Source organism: Alteromonas sp. CH_MED4-4 (assembly GCF_037029575.1).
Classification (GTDB): domain Bacteria; phylum Pseudomonadota; class Gammaproteobacteria; order Enterobacterales; family Alteromonadaceae; genus Alteromonas; species Alteromonas macleodii.
Map to the genome: position 1 here is coordinate 20030 of NZ_JAYMEU010000027.1, position 18452 is coordinate 38481.

Annotated in this window: 11 protein-coding genes; 6 read left to right on the forward strand and 5 right to left on the reverse strand. The window is 43.7% G+C overall.

Annotated elements, in window-relative coordinates:
* Nucleotides 1-30: 30 nt before the first annotated feature.
* Nucleotides 31-435 (reverse strand): phosphate ABC transporter substrate-binding protein, encoded by a 405-nt coding sequence (locus WA381_RS16300; protein ID WP_014949893.1) that lies wholly within the window; start codon nt 433-435, stop codon nt 31-33.
* Nucleotides 436-598: 163 nt separating this feature from the next.
* On the opposite strand from WA381_RS16300, the gene WA381_RS16305 reads away from it, so the two are divergent.
* The 6 genes from WA381_RS16305 to WA381_RS16330 all read left to right on the forward strand — a co-directional run bounded on the left by WA381_RS16305 (nt 599) and on the right by WA381_RS16330 (nt 11844).
* A complete protein-coding gene (locus tag WA381_RS16305; protein ID WP_156086547.1) occupies nt 599-850 on the forward strand; it encodes a hypothetical protein in 252 nt (83 codons plus the stop codon).
* A gap of 205 nt (nt 851-1055) precedes the next feature.
* Complete coding sequence (locus WA381_RS16310; RefSeq protein ID WP_156086546.1) at nt 1056-2975, forward strand: methyl-accepting chemotaxis protein; 1920 nt, start codon at nt 1056-1058, stop codon at nt 2973-2975.
* A gap of 226 nt (nt 2976-3201) precedes the next feature.
* Complete coding sequence (locus WA381_RS16315) at nt 3202-5850, forward strand: M1 family metallopeptidase (protein ID WP_156086545.1); 2649 nt, start codon at nt 3202-3204, stop codon at nt 5848-5850.
* Between the two features lie 337 nt (nt 5851-6187).
* Nucleotides 6188-10207 carry an ExeM/NucH family extracellular endonuclease gene (locus WA381_RS16320; RefSeq protein WP_156086544.1) on the forward strand — a complete coding sequence of 1340 codons (4020 nt, stop codon included), beginning with the start codon at nt 6188-6190 and terminating at the stop codon, nt 10205-10207.
* A gap of 16 nt (nt 10208-10223) precedes the next feature.
* Nucleotides 10224-10841: a PEP-CTERM sorting domain-containing protein gene (locus WA381_RS16325; protein WP_156086543.1), complete on the forward strand. Its 618-nt coding sequence runs from the start codon at nt 10224-10226 to the stop codon at nt 10839-10841.
* Between the two features lie 115 nt (nt 10842-10956).
* Nucleotides 10957-11844: a WYL domain-containing protein gene (locus WA381_RS16330; RefSeq protein ID WP_156086542.1), complete on the forward strand. Its 888-nt coding sequence runs from the start codon at nt 10957-10959 to the stop codon at nt 11842-11844.
* A 52-nt stretch (nt 11845-11896) separates the two neighbouring features.
* On the opposite strand, the gene WA381_RS16335 is transcribed toward WA381_RS16330, so the two are convergent.
* The 4 genes from WA381_RS16335 to WA381_RS16350 form a co-directional block, all read right to left on the reverse strand.
* Complete coding sequence (locus WA381_RS16335; RefSeq protein ID WP_014976843.1) at nt 11897-14020, reverse strand: response regulator; 2124 nt, start codon at nt 14018-14020, stop codon at nt 11897-11899.
* Nucleotides 14021-14111: 91 nt separating this feature from the next.
* Nucleotides 14112-15302 (reverse strand): pectinesterase family protein, encoded by a 1191-nt coding sequence (locus WA381_RS16340; RefSeq protein ID WP_156086541.1) that lies wholly within the window; start codon nt 15300-15302, stop codon nt 14112-14114.
* Between the two features lie 13 nt (nt 15303-15315).
* Nucleotides 15316-16782 (reverse strand): glycoside hydrolase family 28 protein, encoded by a 1467-nt coding sequence (locus tag WA381_RS16345; RefSeq protein ID WP_061486050.1) that lies wholly within the window; start codon nt 16780-16782, stop codon nt 15316-15318.
* A 33-nt stretch (nt 16783-16815) separates the two neighbouring features.
* Nucleotides 16816-18021, reverse strand: a complete 1206-nt coding sequence (locus WA381_RS16350) for a glycoside hydrolase family 88/105 protein (RefSeq protein ID WP_014949883.1) — start codon at nt 18019-18021, stop codon at nt 16816-16818.
* Nucleotides 18022-18452 lie beyond the last annotated feature (431 nt).

Consider the following 18452-nt stretch of genomic DNA (forward strand, 5'->3'; position numbering starts at 1 on the left):
TCTTTGCTGAATATTAAACAACAGCAGGCCCTAAAATGTACCAACAACTTTTACCGTGCCATCAACTTTACCTTCATCCACAAAACCTATGGTATTGGGGTTGGTCGCGACAAGATTTAACATCTCATCCTCAGTTGCTATCATTTCAGGTGGTGTGCCTCTGCCAGTAAACACAAGCTTCGACCAGAATGCAGAGTATTGTGATTCAGATTTTCCAAGCACATTATTATTAAAAGCGTCTCTGATATTATTACCTTGTTCGAAGGTAAGGGGAATTGCGCGACTTCCATCGGGAAATGCTTTTACTTTTCCCAGATATATTTTCTTGACGGTATCGATATCGATCCCAGAATTGTTGTTGGCATTTATTATCACGGCTGTACCGGCATAAATCGGCGCAGACATTAAAAAGCACAGGGCTGCAACTATCTTCATTGATATTACCTTCGTTCTTAACTCGCTAACATCGAGGCAAGCATGCTAGTGGTTTGTACCCAAGGGCGACGCGCCCTCACGAAAGTATAACCGAGATTTACAATTTGTCGCATTTCGACAAAAGGTGAAATTTGAAGGATCCTAAAACATACAAAGAGAAATTATGGCAAAACCTAATGCAAAAGGGCCGGTCAGAACCGTGCAAATTTATTGCTCCAAGTGCAAATTCCAGCTATTTAAATATCGAAAAGGCGGCAAAGGCGCGTTGGTTAAATGCTTTAAAGAGAGAATAGTTGAGGACTTTACTCATGAAGAAGGAATATGTCCTTCTTGTGACGGACAGTTTGCAAGGAATGCCTTAATTCGAGGTGCACCGGCACTGAAAATTGTTGGCACAAAGGTGACCATGAAGTAGCACAGACTGATAATCGGTTGTTAATTGGACAACTTTTTTAAAATATAAACGTTTGGATAATTTGCTCTTACGTAATTTTTGCCTAAATTAATATAAAGGGATTGCTGCCTCAAGCCGTTGTGCTGTTTGGTAAAAAATTTAAGGCCGAGGTTAGAAAGCGCAACGGAATGGCTTTGTATTAAACGTCTACATATCGAGATGATAAATGTCCATTCAAAGAAAGTTTCTATTTTCTATTTCTGCTGTTATCGCTTTGTTCGCTTTAATTGTTGCCGTGGCAACGGTTATCACCACTTCCTCAAATGTTTCAAACCTTGTTCAAGAGCAAAAGAAGAACACCGCCGATCGTTTAGTGAATATTCTTACTGTGACTGACTCTATCATGCTTGAACGCGTCAAAAGCAGTATGGCGTTGCTTAAGCAACGAGGTGAGGCAATCGGTGAACCCAATCAAACCGATATTGTTACCGTTAAAAATACGCAGGCTCGGCAGCTAAGGTTGGGCAATGCGGAGCAAGCTAACACATTCGACTTGGTCGATAACCTGACAAGCGTAATGGGAGGCACCGCCACGCTTTTTAGTAAAACAGGAGACGACTATATTCGCGTGAGTACCAATGTCATTAAAAATGGCGAGAGGGCGATTGGCACTAAGTTGGCCCCTGATGGCAAGGCGATCAAAAAGATTAATCAGCAGGAAGCGTATTACGGTGCGGTTGATATTTTGGGTAGCCCTTATTTAACAGGTTACGAGCCAATGTTTAACAGCAGCGGTGATGTTGTGGGCATCTGGTATGTGGGATACTCAGCCGACCTTAACGTCTTAGAGCAAGCCATTAAGCAAAGTCACGTGCTAAAAGAAGGCTTTGTTGCCCTTCGTGATGCAAAAGGTAACATTCGCATGCATTCCGCACATGTGAATGATCGGCAGGTGGCCGACGCCCTTCAACCTAATGATGATTGGGTTGTAGAAGTGGTACCGTTTTTGCCTTGGGGGTACGATATTATATTAGTGGCGTCGACGTCAGAAAAATCGGCTATGGTTCGAAGCTCTGTGTTGGTTGTTGTACTTAAAATCGTATTGGCGAGCGTGGGAATTTTGATCACCATTTGGTTGCTCGTTAAGTATATTGTTGGCAAGCCACTTGAAGAATTCATTGGGGTAGTAAACAACTTGTCTTCTGGTGAGGGAGATTTAACGTTCCGTTTTCAGGCATCAAGAAGCGACGAGTTTGGCACCATGGCAAGAGCGTTTAATGGGCTTCTTAGCCAGTTACAAGACACGTTGCAGAGTGTGGACGAAGCCACCGACCACATGCTAGCAAAGTCAGAAAGGTTAAATGCAACAGCGTTGCAATCCAAAGATACCGTTTCACAACTTAGCCGAGAAACGGAGTCAATTAATAACGCCATTTCATTAATGCAGCAGAATGCACAAACGGTGTCGTCAACCATTCGCAGTTCAAGTGAAGCGGCACACGCTGCCGATCAAGATACGCGAAACAGCGTAAGCGTTCTGGCGCAAACCATTAAAGACATCCAGTCTCAGGCAAGCGATGTGGACGCGTCAGTACAGGTTATCACTGAGTTGGCTCAGGCAAGTGAAGAAATTAGCGGTGTAATGGAAGTTATCAGGAATATCGCAGAGCAAACGAATCTACTTGCGCTTAATGCAGCTATTGAAGCGGCTCGCGCTGGTGAGCAGGGACGTGGCTTTGCCGTTGTCGCTGACGAAGTCCGTTCGCTAGCAAGCAGAACGCAGTCTTCCACGGAAGAAATTCGCAATATGATTGAACGCCTTCAGCAAGGTAGCCGCGTGGCTTCTGAAAAAATGCAGCAAAATAAAGAAACCGCCTATAAAACCGTGGACACCACAAAACATGCTGGCGATTCGTTAAAGCAGGCGCTTGACGCTGTTGCACGCATCACAACGTTAAATCGAGACGCTGCCACAATGGCTGAAGGACAAACAGAAGTTGCTAACGATGTGAATAAAGGGGTAAGCAGTATTCAACAGGTGGGCAATGCCAATACTACCTATGCAAAAGAAGTGGTAGATAACTGTGAAGCCTTAGTTCAGCAAGTTAAGCAAATGCAAATGCAGTTGCGACGATACCATTTCTAGAGTTACTGGCTTATTCAATTGATTTGGCTGTCAGCAGGCAGTGAAGCAGAAACAAGATAATTCGCCAGAGTCAATCTACGCTGAAATGCACATTTCTTGCGGTTGACATGAATAGTAACAATTTGAACCAATGCCAAAAGGGCTTTAGATTGCTAAGGCCCTTTTTGATATTTATTCTTACCCATGGATGAATATAGGGATCTTCCCATAACATGGATAAACCATAATGAAACAACTATCTACACTAGCCGGTGTGGTTGCGAGTGTTTTTGCATTCACATCGCTATCGACAACGGCAGTAGTGGCGCAAGAAGCGCAAACTGCATCTGCAGTCGTATCACCCGCGAAAAAGACACTTGCTGATGTTGAATACCGCTTACCGTCAACAATCGCTCCCACTTTTCAACGCATTCACTTAAATATCGACCCTGATAACCCTACATATTCTGGAAAAACGAATATTGATGTAACGGTTAAAACCCCAACTAAGAAAGTGGGCTTTTATCAGCAAGATTTGACCGTAACTTCTGCGCGTTTAGTGTCTGGAAGCAGCAGCTTTCCTCTAAATGTTACGATTGGAGAATACGACATCAATTGGGGCGAATCGCAAGATGAGATTGCGCCTGGGAAGTATACGTTAGAGATTACGTTTGAAGGGAAAGTGAACACGTCTTCAGATGGCATGTATCTGTCACGTTTTGAAGAGACCAACTATATATTTACCCAGTTTGAAGATATGCATGCGCGAAAAGCGTTTCCAAGTTTTGATGAGCCAAACTTCAAAATTCCTTATCAAATGACCATCAGTTCTCCTGAACATCAGGAAATTGTGGGTAATACACCTGTTGAAAAGGTGACAGTGGAAAACGGGATTAAAACCGTAGTGTTTGAAAAAACTAAGCCCATGCCGACTTATCTTATTGCCTATACCGTAGGGCCCTTTGATAGTGCTGAAATTTCTGGGCTGTCGGTGCCAGGAAAAATATACGTTCCAAAAGGGTATGCCGATAAAACCAAATTTGTTATCAAACACATCCCAGAAATCCTAGCCTCGCTAGAAGATTTTTTTGGTATCAAGTACCCCTATAAAAAAAAGGATTTTGTTGCCGTACCCAACTTTACCCACGGTGCAATGGAAAACGTAGGTTTAATTACCTATCGCGATAGTTTGTTACTGCTAGAAGATAACCCAAGCGTCACGGAGCGTTCACGACCGCTAAATGTTATTGCGCATGAACTTGCTCACCAATGGTTTGGCAACTTGGTAACAATGGCGTGGTGGGATGACCTATGGCTGAACGAAGCGTTTGCGTCTTGGGCTGCAAGTCATACCATGAAAACCTTGTATCCAGAGTTGAACTACGCCGATCGCATAGTGCAAGAGGGAGCATTTGGTGCAGATGCTAGTCCCACGGTGAAACCTGTTAAAAAGGTAGTGAAAAGTCAGCCAGATGTGATGGATGGGTTGGGCTTGAACTACTCAAAAGGTGAATCAATTTTACAAATGATTGAATCGCTAATTGGTACAGAAAAGTTTCGTGAAGGCGTTCAAAACTACATGAATACCCATGCTTGGGGTAATACCGTAGCAGACGATTTGTGGCGCGCCCTCGATGAAGTGTCCGATTTCAACTTAAGCGCCATGATGAAAGCCTACTTGGAACAGCCGGGCTACCCACTTATTCATATTTCAAAAGATGGCAAATTAACCCAGTCCCGTTTTCACCTTGCAGGCGCGACCGTGGAAGATAAGACATGGGCAGTTCCATTAAAGCTGACTTATCAATCAAACGGAAAAATACTAAACGAAGTGGTTTTTATTGATAAAGAAACCACAGTTTTACCTCAGCTTGCTGAAGCAGACTGGGTATACCCTAATGACAATGCAACAGGTTACTTCCGTTGGTCAATTGAACCAGCTCAGCTAAACGCACTGCTAAATAACATTGACGCGCTAAATAAGCGTGAAAAGAAAAATGTGCTATACAACTACCAGGCGCTGTTAAACGCAGATCAAGTAGGTGTAGACAGCGTGATGAAGGTTCTTAATAGCTTGGCAAAAGATGATGACCCTGCGGTCATTCGTGCGGCTGTTGGGGTGTTAGCTGAGTTTAGTTATTTAGTAAATGAAGACAATAAAGCCGCATATGCAAAGCTTCTAAATCAAAATTATATGCCTTTGTTAAACAAGCTAACCTTGTCTCAAAGTGAGCAGGATAACGCAGATGTTATCCGCCTGCGTAACCAGCTATACAGCTTGCTGGGTACTCATTCGAACAATGATCAACTTGTTGAACAAAGCGTTAAAATAGCGAAACAGTACCTTGCAGATACTAGCAGTGTTCCTTCCGGTATTGCCGGTACAGCAATTGAAATTGCTACGCGAAATAGTGAACAAGGCGAGCAGGGCACATGGTTTAATACAATTGTAGAGGCTTTTAAAAAAGCACAGTTGCCAAATGTGAAAAGCACGCTGGTGTATTCGATGTACTTTGAAGACAAAGCGACCGTCTTTAAAATGTTAGATTTAGCGCTTACCGATGATATTACGCCTGCAAATACCATGTATATGGTGGTGAGAGTGGCACGTAACTTAGACGATCATACGCTATTGTACGAGTGGCTTAGTAAGAATAAAGACGCGCTACTAGCAAAAATGCCTGATTACCATGTAAGCAGAATGCCGGAATTTGTTTCAACAACCTGTTCGGCTGAAAACTTAGAAATGGCCAATGCGTTCTACGCGCCAATTAGCGAGACCTATCAAGGAATGGCACGCGGTGTCGAAATTATGCAGGACGAGTCTCAACAGTGTATGCGGCTGAAATCTGCATTTCAGGCAGACTTTAACGCCTTCTTAAACGAGCAGTTATAGGCAACAACGAAAAGGCGTTTACCCAGCGCTTTTTGTCCTAAAGTTATGATTGAAAGAGCGTCCACTAGGCGCTCTTTTTTTGTGCATAAAACTGTAACATGCACCACGGCGAGTCACTAAAATATTTCAAAGCTGAAACATTTACGCATTGTGACAAATCAACTTTCCCTGTACCAAAGTTCAGCAGAGTTAATCAATAAGTAAGTTTATTTTAAACGTCTAAGTTTCTGATTTTTAACGTTTGTGACGTTTATATTATTATTTTTATTAAGTGCTTGCTGTATATACGTATGTATAAGAATTTATACCTTCCTTATACAAAAAAGCGGAAAGCAAAATGATTCATGAGGGTAACACACAAAAGTATAAGCTGAGGAAATCAGCTAAAGTAGTCAACGCGTTGTTGGCGGGCGCATTGTCGTTAGGCGTTGTTTCTATTAATGCCTCTGCAGATACAGTATGGCAAGAGGACTTCGAAGCAAATGAACTGCAAGGCAAGGGCGCAACTGGCTCAGACCCAGCGGGAGCAATTGTTGATCTTGAAGGTGTTGATCGTTGGTCAGTAGACGTGTCAGCGAGTGAGCTAAGTGCCACTTCAGACTGGTTCCGTGTTGAAAGCGGCGCAATGCAAGCACGTGATACTGACGGTGAAGTAGTCTGGTTGAGCGAGTCTATCGATATATCTGGTGCCGGTGATATCACCATAAGTGCGGTGCTTTCTCAAAGTGGAAATTTTGAGTCGACAGACTACATCGATGTATTTTACTCATTAGATGGTGGCGCATTCGAGCTTATTACGCTTTCAGAAGGGGCAACGAATACGGTACAGGAAGACTTTGGTTCTGCAACACTGACCGAAACGATAGGTAGCGGAAGCACTTTAGAACTGAAAGTAGCCATGGCTAACAACTCGGGTACCGAATATCTCAATTTAGACAGTATTTCAGTAAGTGGAAATGGAACTACCGATGGTGGGGATACTGGCGGTAACCCTGACGACGGCGGTGAACCTTCAAATGAACTTCTTTTCTTAAGTGGTACTTGTTTTAACTGCCCTGATTTGGAAGCAGTTAACCTAGCCAGCGACTTTGTTGCATCTGACTATTACGCAGCTCTCGACACAGCTATTGCAAACGGTGAAAGTGCGCAAACGTTAAAAGACACGGCGCATAACATCATTGAAAATGGTCATCGTACGCTTTCTTACTCAGAAGTGTGGACAGCACTCACTTACACTGATGAAGATCCTGCTAACATCGATAACGTTATCTTGTTCTACAAAGGCATATCACAAGGCAAGTTTACCAACGGTAGCGGTAGTCAAAGCACCAACCCAGACAATTGGAATCGCGAACATGTTTGGGCTAAGAGCCATGGTTTTCCTAGCTCAAGCCTAACGGCATACAGCGATATTCTGCACCTGCGTCCTACCGATATTTCTGTAAATAGCTCACGCGGCAACTTAGATTTTGATTTTAGTGATAGCACGCTTTCTGAAGCTCCGTTAAACCGAGTTGATGGTGACTCTTTTGAGCCTCGTGACGCAGTAAAAGGTGATGTAGCACGCTCAATGCTATACATGGACGTGCGTTACGATGGCAATACAGCTGGTGATACCGAAGACGACTTAGTGTTAGTAAATCGCCTTACCTCTACTAGCGAAGCCGCGTTTGGTAAGCTTTGCGTATTGCTTCAATGGCATGAAAGTGATCCAGTGGATGATTTCGAACGTCGTCGTAACGAGCGCGTTTATGAATTCCAAGGAAACCGAAATCCGTTTATTGACAAACCTGAACTTGCTTCACTTATCTTCAACGAGAGTTGTGATGGTACAGGTGGTGATACTGGCGGTGACACGGGTGGCGATACTGGCGGTGACACGGGTGGTGATACCGGCGGCGACACAGGTGGTGATACCGGCGGTGACACAACACCTTCTACCAGCAGTATTTACATTTCAGAATACATCGAAGGTGGCGGTTTCAATAAAGGTATAGAGCTTTTCAATAGCTCGACACAACCGGTAAGTCTAGCGGGTTATGAGTTAGTTTTACTCTCCAATGGTGAGACCGCAGATGCTGACCGTAAAGTGTTAGCACTTGAAGGCACAATCCCAGCAGGTGGCGTAGCAACATTCGCTCACGGAAGTGCAGATGCACTGTTAACTGCCGGCTCAACGATTAGCAGCTTCGTGATTAATTTCAATGGCGATGACTACATTGAGCTCGTCGCTAACGGTCAGGTTGTTGATGCTCTAGGTACGTACGGCGTTAAAACTAACTGGGGTAAAGACGTTACTTTGGTACGCAAGAGTTCAGTAACAGCAGGCAATCCTAACCGCAACCCAGCGTTTACCCTTGAAGAATGGGATAGCCTACCAAAAGATACGCTTAACAATTTTGGTTCGCACAATGGATCTGTTAGCGAGCCTACGGATCCCACCGACCCGACGGATCCTACTGATCCTACAGACCCCGTTGGTGAAGTAGTACTAATTAGCGCTATCCAAGGCGAAGGCGATGAGTCAGCAATGGTTGGCGCTGACGTCATTGTGGAGGCTGTAGTAACAAAAGTTGTACCAGCCATGAGCGGTTTCTTTGTTCAGGAAGAAGCAAGTGATTCAGACGATAATCAGGCAACTTCTGAAGGTGTGTTCGTTTACGCAGGCTCATTCAACCTGCCGGAAGCAGGGGATGCGGTGCGTTTGCAAGGTACAGTAGGCGAGCGCTTTGGTGTAACTCAATTAACTCTGTCTGCAGAACTCGAGATTACGGGTGTAGGTAGTAATGTGCTTTACACACCTGTTGCTATGCCATTTAGCCTTGAAACTGATTTAGAAGCATTAGAGGGCATGCATGTTAGTTTTGAGCAAACGCTTAAAGTTTCTGATATCTACAACCTTGGACGTTATGGTCAATTCAACGTGTCTTCAGAACGCTTATTCATTCCTACTAATCAGTTTGTAGCGGGTTCACAAGAAGCGTTGGCGCTAGCCGAAATTAATGCACGAAATTCCTTATTGGTTGATGACGGAGAAACCTCACAGAATTTGGATGATATTCCTTTCCCTGTAGGTGGTTTATCACACAACAATCCACTGCGTTTGGGAGACAGTGTAGAGGCTCTTGAAGGTGTATTACATTATGCCTTTGGTGCTTACAACCTCATCCCTGTTGGTGATATTCAAACCGTGCGCACTAATTCGCGGATTGCTGCACCACAGCTAAATGCTATCGGTGATGTAAAAGTGGCTAGCTTTAATGTGCTTAACTACTTCAACGGTCCAGAATTCCCAACCTCTCGCGGCGCAGATTCAGTTGCTGAATTTGAACGTCAGAAAGCGAAAACCATTGCTGCTATTGTAGCGATGAATGCCGATGTACTTGGCCTTGTTGAAATTGAAAACGATGGTTATAGCAGTGACTCTGCAATTGCTACACTAGTTGACAGCGTTAACGCTGAACTGGGTAGCGATGCATACAGCTATGTTGCATTAGAATCACAGCTAGGCGGCGATGAAATAGCGGTAGGTATTATCTATAAACCAGCAGTAGTTTCGCTACAGGGTAACCCTGTGACTTCATCTAGCGCACCATTTGACTATGGTAACCGTCAACCTTTACTACAAAGCTTTAACGTAAACAGTAACGGCGAAGACTTTACCTTAGCGATAAACCACTTTAAATCAAAAGGAAGCTGTGGCAGTGCTACAGGCGATAATGCTGATTTAGGTGACGGTCAAGGCTGTTGGAACGAACTGCGTACCCAAGCAGCACAAGGCCTAATTTCTCTTGTTGAGCAAAATAGTGATGTATTGTCTGACCGCGTTATCGTAATGGGTGATTTGAATGCCTATGCGAAAGAGGAACCTATCCTTGCGCTTGAAGAGGCTGGCTACAGTAACTTGGTTAACTTCTTCGATGGCGACAGCGCTTATTCGTATAGCTTCGGCGGCGAAGTAGGTTATCTCGATCATGCCTTATCAAGCCCTTCATTAACTGAATATGTGGTAGATGCAACGGTATGGCACATTAATGCCGATGAACCTCGTGTGTTCGACTATAACGTTGAATATAAGACTGAAAACCAGCTTTCTAGTTACTACGGCGCTGATGCGTATCGCTCGTCAGATCACGACCCAGTAGTGGTAGTGCTTAACTTCCCAGAAGAGGTAACAGTTGGAGATTTTGATGGTGATAACGATGTGGATTACAACGATATCATGGCCTTCTATCAACTGTTTTTACAAGGGCAAGCATCGGGTGAAAACTACGATTTCAACGGCGACGGCCAAATTAGCTTCTTCGATATTCAGGCATTAATGGCGATGTGTACACGCGCTAACTGTGCAATTTAATTTTAGGAAAATAACAATGAAAAAATTCTTTTTACTATTAATGGCTGCCGCCACTTTTAATGCAAATGCAGCACTCATTAGTTTGACGACAGATAAGGCGATTTATAATGTTGGTGATACAGTGACAGTTACAGTAAGTATTTCCGGCTTTTTTAATAATAGCGTACAGACTCTCATGTCTGCCTATTCTACAGCATTTAGCTTTGATAATAGAGTGTTGCAATTCATTGATAATAGTATTGAAAGCCTCATGCCGTTTGGTACTCAAGCAATTCCGACGTTCCCAGGAGGGCCTACTTTTCCGCCTGAGTTTTTTTCGGGAAGGGTTGAAGGTACAGCTCTTTTTGCTGAATCAGCTGGGGCGCTCGGTTCGACAGCACCACAGCAAGGGCAAAATGAAGTTAGCCTTTATCGCGCGCAGTTTTTGGCTACTTCTTTCGGGATTGATATATCGCCATTTACATTTTTGCAAAATCAATTTGTTGACGCTGCAGTAGGTCCACTCTCACCCAAAACGGCTACGCCAGCAACCGCAAGCTTCACCATCGCTCAAGTACCTGCACCAGGTACCTTTGCGCTATCGCTTCTGGCTTTAGGTGGTATGTTTTTCGCTCGCAAACGTGTGAAGTCATAAACCTTAAAGGCTAAAAGTTTAAGCCCAGCCTCGTGCTGGGCTTTTTTATTTCTATTGCTATTTACATACGGCTTTAAATAAACCACACTGAATAAAAATACAATAAGTGCGCACCATGTTAGAAACCATTTCTTTTTCTCAACGCCAACGACTGGCGTATATCGATTTCTGCCTTTTGTTTAAGGGGGCTATTCATCGCCAAGACTTAATAAATCGCTTTGAAGTGGGACTATCGGCTGGTTCTCGTGACTTTACACTATACAAAGAGCTCGCCCCTGATAACTTAGTCTACGATCCAAGGGAAAAACGTTACTTTCAAACAGAAAGCTTTATTCCGGTTTTTGAACATGATGCAAAGCGAACCCTTGTGAAGCTTGCCAACGACATATCAGATGGATTTGATGCGATCGGTGACATACATTTCCCTGTTGAAAGTGCATCTTCACTTAATATTCCTGATATTTTTGTGGTGGCGAAAGTGGTACAAGCCATCGTGAACAAAAAGGCGATGAGCGTAATCTATACGTCGCTTTCAAGCGGCAGTGGTGCAAGAGAGTTAGTGCCTCATAGTATTGTTGATAATGGTCAACGCTGGCATGTTCGCGCATTCGACAGAAAATCACAAAGTTTCAGAGATTTTGTGCTAACTCGAATTAGTAAGGTAACGGTTAAAGCAGAACCTGAAACCCATGAATGCATAGATTGTGATGAAGAGTGGGGAAGACTTATCTCACTTGAAATTGTGCCGCATCCTAAGAATATTAAGTATGCTACCGCAATAGAGCTTGATTACGCCATGGAAGAAGGCGTGCTTATATTGGAAGTGCGGGCTGCCATGGCGGGGTATCTGCTTAGACGTTGGAATGTTGATTGTACAAAACATGCAAGCTTACGTACCGGAGAGTATCAACTTTGGCTTAGGAATCAGCAGAGCCTTGCGAATACCGACAATTTAGCCATCGCGCCAGGGTACATTGCAGAGCAAGAACCCTATACCGTATAAAATGTGGAAGTGGTCTGTCAAACAGCACCTTGTTGAGTGTTAGTACATGCAGCTAACCGATATATTTCTTGATACAAACCAGCAGCGTGTCTTTGTCTAAAGGCTTGGCTAAAAAGTCAGTCATGCCGGCAGCCAAGCACTCTTCTTTGTCTTCTGCGAAGGCGTTTGCAGTGAGCGCAACAATTGGTGTGTCAACCTCCAGTGCCTTGCGTAATATTGTTGATGCCTCAATTCCTCCCATGACGGGCATATTGCAGTCCATCAAAATAAGGTCGAATTGATGTCGCTTGCCCACGTCTACGGCATCTTTTCCGTTCTTAACATGCAGGAACTTATAGCCTTCTGACTGCAATATAGTCTTCACGATTTCGGCATTGATTTCGTTGTCTTCAGCTAGCAGTATGCGTTTCTTCTTATTGCCTTCTTTAACATCATTATGAGATACGGGTTTTGTCTCAATTAACCTTCCTAAATCATGCTCAAGTTCTCGACGATTAATGGGCTTAGCATGCGTACGCCAGATAAGTTCAGAAACATCATTTTCATCTTCTAGTCGTTCCAGTTCAGCAGAGATAAGAATGATTTTAGGAAATTTATCTGGGTTCATCGCCTTCAACTGTTCTAGCAAATCGACCCCGCTCATCTCTGGCATAGACAAATCAAGAATAATAACGTCGAAAGCCAGTGGGCTGTCTGATAGGTAGGCTTTTGCACTATCATAACTTTGGGGCACAATCGACATGGAGGTAACGACATGCTCAAAATATTCGCGGCTGGTTTGTAAGTCATCAACTATCGCACAGCGCAAATTAGCACTGGGTTCAACGTTAATGTCAGGCAGCTGAGATTCTTCCGCTGCCATAGTAAAACTGAAGGTACTTCCTTGGCCTACAAATGAGGTTACATTGATGTCGCCGAGCATGAGTTTCGCCAACTGCTTCGCAATACTTAACCCTAGCCCTGTGCCCCCGTACTCACGGGTGGTGGATTGGTCGGCTTGCTCAAATTTCTTAAAGATATTATCAAGCTTAGATGACTCGATACCAATGCCGGTATCAATAACATCGAAGCTTAAATAATTGCCGTTTGGGCGTTTGGTATAGGTGACCTTTAACGTGACAGAACCTTGTTCAGTAAACTTAATTGCATTACTTAACAAGTTGTGCAGAATTTGCGAAATACGAGTGATATCGCCTTTAATGACGTGAGGTAAGTCAGGGTCTTTTAAGTAATGAAATTCAAGACCTTTTCTTTGGCAGTAAACCCGCTGTAACGACACCACATCGTCCAAGACTTGTAATAGGTCGACTGGCGCCTGTTCAATTTTGATTTTGCCTGCTTCAATTTTTGATATATCGAGAATATCGTTGATTAACACAAGGAGTTGCCTACCAGCAGTTTTGGCTTTTTTAAGGTAAATGTTGCTTTTGTCAGGGTTGTCTATGGCCAACTCGATCATGCCAAACAGGCCGTTCATTGGTGTGCGAAGTTCGTGACTCATGCTTGAAAGAAACTCTGATTTTGCTTTGCTTGCTCTACGAGCCTCATCAGCCGAACTTTCCGCTTGCTCTTTCAAGCTCGTTAGTTTGGCAAATGACCGTTTAACGGTGCGCTCCATAGGGGAAAAGATGAATGCTGCCTCGATACATAATAGAGCGAGTGTGGCTAGCCATAAGTAAACTTCAATCGAAAGAACCACATCTACTCTAGCAGTGGCGTCTTGCTCGAACCGCGCGACGACATAATCAAGCTGTTGTAATAGCGATGTCAGCGCTTGAATATCTAAAAGCGTAGTGGGCTGACACTGTGCTGCATCTAAAATTTGATCGGCGCTTTTTATGTATCGGTTTACTTTGTTGTCGAGCTGGCCTTCGTTAAAGTAAGTATTAGAGATAGAGGCGGGAAGGTTATCGAGTGACACAAGCTGTTGATGATTTTGTTTGAAACGTGCTAACGATTGCGCCAAATACCTTTGCTCTTCACTGTCTTCGCAAATGTTTGGTGTAGAGGTGAGCAACGCAATACGCTGTGAAAGCATGCGTTGCTGACCCGCGATATTGATAATTTCAGCATCTTTCTTCTGATCACTGATTAATTCGTACAGAACAATAAAAGAAAGAGTGACGAGTGTAGCGGTTAGCAATAACGCAACGATATAACGAACACGTATAGACATAAGGGTAGTAGTGGCACAGTGATAACTAAAAGATAATAGATACCAAGTGGTTACGCAATGTGCCGAGCAAATTACTTACGCTTATGTTGCCCTATTTAATATCTTTCGGGATGTTATTAGGCACCCAGCCTCGCAATACCGCCTCTTTAGTGTAAAAAGCCGCGTTTTTATCATTCAGAAAATGAGAGTTTATTGCTGGTGAGGAGACTGCTTTAGGTGCACCTTCTCCATGAGATTGGTACTCGGAAAATCTTGCTTCTGTGTGGGGATTAAATGGTCTCTTTGTACCTGATGGCGTAGATCCACCCATAGTAGTCCAGCGCTTTTGGATGATATGACCTGCCATATAGGTGTTGATAAACGTGGTTTTACCTACAGCGTAAGGGTTTGCATATCGGCCATCTGAAAAGGTGGTTGTAGGATGCCAAGGCCTTCCCAGTGCCACGCTTTCATCTGGAACGCCGTGTTCTCTTTCAAGCCTACAGTTATTGAACGTTAACCCATAAGGACGCTGTAAATGAGTGCTTGGGGCGGTGATGTAGCCTGTTAGTCCTTCGCTATCACCGCCAGAATAACGTGTACGGGAAACAATAGAAACGCTTTCAAAAAACGCGGTGCCCTCACCAAAAATAAAGTCAATATGTCCTGCTATTGTTCCGCCTTCAATCAGAGCGCGGTCACCTTTTAAATAGAGGGTATCTTGGTAACCCCAGAGTGCGACATTTTTAAGGTAAGTGCGATCGGAGTTCACATCGGTTTTAAGCGCTACTGCCTGCGTACCTGATAATCGAGTAGGGTCGTCTTTTGCTTTGACCTCGTTACCGGGATAATCAAAATCGTTGGTGATAGTGATATTTTCCAGAGTGATATTATCACCTAAAATCTCCACAGTGGCAGTGCGACGAGTTCCCCATTTTTTTTGAGAATTCTCTGCGACTTGTTGACCTGCATATCGATTGAAAACGATAGTCGTTGTTTCTTGCGACTGGCCCACAAAGTTAACATTATCAACGTTTATGACGACACGCTCTCGATAAATGCCTTCGCTAATAAAGACGGTCCATACTTTATCTTTTTGTGGCTTGTGAGACGCGATATAAGCAACAGCTTGGGACACAGAGCTAAAACGAGGTAAAGCGTCCTTAGTTACGTCACTGTCATGTGATTTAGCTACCACTACATCCGTTGTTGCTGGCATTGCCGCGCTTAATCCACTGAAAAATATACCCGCCAGCAACACAAAGGCTAAACTAAGACTGACACGTGCTTTATTAAATTCCATAGTATTTATTCTTCTACAGCCCATGCTTGTTAAATGGTTGGCTATTAATAAACACATTGTTTATTGAAAGATGCGCTACGTTTTCGATAACGGCATCTTTAAGTGCACGTTTTATCGTTATGTTGTTCAACGTCAACCCAGAAATAGGCGTATGGTCATACCCGCGAAGCACAAAGGCCCGGTTAGCTGACGCTACGTTTAAGTTCTCTATAGTGATATCTTCCAGAAGAGGAGGGAAGTTACCGGCATCACCTTCTTCGTAGAAGAAATTCACGACAACAGCGTCTTTCACCGTCCCAATATCGATATTGCGATAGTTTAGATTTTTTAGGTGACCACCCCGAATACTGTTGGTTTTAATTCTAATGCCGCGGTCTAAATCAGGGCTACTCATGGTGCAATGCTGAGCATAGAGATTCTCTACACCGCCGGATATTTCACTGCCGATTACAACACCGCCATGGCCAGCCTTCATCTCGCAATGTTCTATGACGATATTACTGCAGGAAACATTGACCCTTCTGCCGTCTGCATTGCGTCCAGATTTAATGGCAATGCAATCGTCCCCTGTATCAAATGTACAGTTAGAGATAAGAACGTTCGTGCAGCTTTCAGGGTCGCACCCGTCCGAATTTGGGCCGAAACTTTTACAGTACACGTCGTTAACGGTGACGTTCTTGCAAAGCACAGGGTTAACTAACCAAAATGGAGAGCGCAGGATGGTAACACCCTCGATAAGTACATTTTCACAGCGGTAAGGTTGTATAAACGGAGGGCGCAGGTAATTATTTTCAAAAACGCGGTCACTAACGGGTGTCCCGTTTTCTACCATTTCTTGCAGCGTGTCTCTGGTATATTTTTGGTTCTCAACAGGAGCGTCACCCCATGTTGAAGCCTTCCACTTACCTTTCCATGGCCACCAGTTGTCTTTCGCCGCGCTACCGTCAAGCGTACCTTTGCCGGTGATTGCGATATTACTTTGCTCAAAAGCATAAATAAGAGGGGAGTAACCCATTAACTCCATACCTTCCCAGCGAGTAAAAACATATGGTTTGTAATCATCAGGATTGGTAGAAAATCGAATTGTTGCGCCTGCCTCAATATGAAAGTTTATATTCGACTGTAAGTGAATTGGGCCGCTGCATAGCCAGTCGCCTTTTGGCACAACCACTTTGCCACCACCTTGGCGTGCGACTTGGTCGATAGCTGCATGTAACGCTTGCTTAAAGTCACTGCCATTTTCATTTAAAAAGTCGGTAACATTAGCTTCGCGCTTTGCAAAGGTGGGGCGCTTTATCATCCCTTTAATAAGGTTTGCTTCGGCGTCCCACTGGCGTTGAGTCCTTCCCGTTTCGGTCACATTTGCACATCCGGATAGGAATGTAGGAACACCTACAGCCATCCCAGAAGCTGCAACAGTGGTGGCGAGACCAGACTTTAAGAAGTGACGTCTGGCATTCGGTGAGTTAGGTCGGACCATCAAATACCCCTTTTATTTACAATTTAGCGCTTTTTACTTATTCAAATAATGTGCAGCCAGAATGAATGGGCCTACACCTTTCGCATCGTTTGCTCTGATTGGCTCACTCATGTAGTAGTCGAATGAACCATCTCTATATGGATTTCCACCAAGACCAGCAACGGCGCAAACTTGCTCAAGGCTGATAACGTTAGTATCTGGATTAACCGAAATCATTTGATCAAGAAGTCCAGCAAACCCTTTTTCTGCATGAGCTTTGTATTCCTCAGGAAGAAACTTAAGGCTTGCACCTTTAGCCATAGCATAGGTCAACATTGCTGTACCTGATGCTTCAAGGTAGTTTCCTTCACGGTTTCCCAAGTCAGTAACCTGATACCAGGTGCCTGAATTATGTTGATAGGTAAGCGTAGCGTCGATAAACGCTTTAAAGCGCGCTTTTAGCCACGGTGTTTTTGGGTGTTCGGCAGGAACAACTTCTAGCACATCCACCATTGCCATAGCATACCAACCTAGCGAACGTGACCAGTGATGTTGAGAAAGACCTGTTTCTTTATCAGCCCACTTTTGCTTTTTAGATGCGTCCCAGCCATGTAAGGGGAGGCCTGTTTTTTCGTCGTAAAGGTGCTCTTCAATGAGTTCAAATTGCAAAAATACATCGTCTAGCTCTTTCATATCGCCGTACTTAACAATGTATTCAGCGTAGAAGGGGGCCCCCATGTATAGGCCATCAAGCCACATTTGGTCTGGATAGCGTTTCTTGTGCCAAAAGCCACCTTGCTCGGTACGTGGGTGAGTAGTAAGCTGCGTTCTAAGTAGGTCAGCGGCTTTTTTGTATTTAGGGTTGCCGGTTTCTTCATAGAGGAAAAACAGCACTTTACCAGGGTTAACCATATCAATATTAAACTTATTGATATCATAGGTTTTGATACTTCCGTCTTGTTGAACCAACATGTCGTAGTAACCTTTTACATAAGACAGGAGACGGGGATCTTTAGTATCTTGATAGACTTCTGTTATGGCAAGGAGGTTGAGACCGTGAACGTAATCCCATTGTGGCTTCTCATCCCAATCGATTTGCCAAGCTTCTGGGAAACGCACCATCTCAGACTCTATCATTCTCATAGACCATGATTGTGTGTTATCGAGAGGCATTTGTACCCAATCATTTGCATTAGCAGCGGAAGAAACAAACGCCGTGCAAGCTACAACGGAAGCTGCGCGTAGAATACCTTTTAGCATAACAAACCCTTATTTTTATAACATTGTAAATACACTTGGTGCTACCGGTAGCATAATGGTTTTTATTTGCTCATATGTCAACGGAATTATTTACATTTTTTAACTTTTATTTTACGCGTCGAAAAAGTGGTAGATATAACGTAAATGCCTGTATTTAAATGTTTTAATTGAAATATTTATCCTGCTTGGGTTAGTTTCATTAATCTCTTCTTCTTTCATCATTGCATATCAATTTTCTAATTATTGTAAATTTTTTCAACAAAATTGTTGCCACCGGTAGCATAACTGTTTAGGATGTAAATCAAATGTAAAGCTTGAGTGTTGTTTTCGAGGTTTACATTATTGCCGAAGAGAAGTTTTGCGTTAATTAGAAAACATAGCTGTACCCTGCAACTCTTCTCATTCAAGGTTTTGGTGGTTTACGAGACCAC

Excerpts from the sequence above, each read along its gene's own strand:
- WA381_RS16300 (WP_014949893.1), bottom strand. The coding sequence starts at position 435 with ATGAAGATAGTTGCAGCCCTGTGCTTTTTAATGTCTGCGCCGATTTAT.
- WA381_RS16305 (WP_156086547.1), top strand. The coding sequence starts at position 599 with ATGGCAAAACCTAATGCAAAAGGGCCGGTCAGAACCGTGCAAATTTAT.
- WA381_RS16310 (WP_156086546.1), top strand. The coding sequence starts at position 1,056 with ATGTCCATTCAAAGAAAGTTTCTATTTTCTATTTCTGCTGTTATCGCT.
- WA381_RS16315 (WP_156086545.1), top strand. The coding sequence starts at position 3,202 with ATGAAACAACTATCTACACTAGCCGGTGTGGTTGCGAGTGTTTTTGCA.
- WA381_RS16320 (WP_156086544.1), top strand. The coding sequence starts at position 6,188 with ATGATTCATGAGGGTAACACACAAAAGTATAAGCTGAGGAAATCAGCT.
- WA381_RS16325 (WP_156086543.1), top strand. The coding sequence starts at position 10,224 with ATGAAAAAATTCTTTTTACTATTAATGGCTGCCGCCACTTTTAATGCA.
- WA381_RS16330 (WP_156086542.1), top strand. The coding sequence starts at position 10,957 with ATGTTAGAAACCATTTCTTTTTCTCAACGCCAACGACTGGCGTATATC.
- WA381_RS16335 (WP_014976843.1), bottom strand. The coding sequence starts at position 14,020 with ATGTCTATACGTGTTCGTTATATCGTTGCGTTATTGCTAACCGCTACA.
- WA381_RS16340 (WP_156086541.1), bottom strand. The coding sequence starts at position 15,302 with ATGGAATTTAATAAAGCACGTGTCAGTCTTAGTTTAGCCTTTGTGTTG.
- WA381_RS16345 (WP_061486050.1), bottom strand. The coding sequence starts at position 16,782 with ATGGTCCGACCTAACTCACCGAATGCCAGACGTCACTTCTTAAAGTCT.
- WA381_RS16350 (WP_014949883.1), bottom strand. The coding sequence starts at position 18,021 with ATGCTAAAAGGTATTCTACGCGCAGCTTCCGTTGTAGCTTGCACGGCG.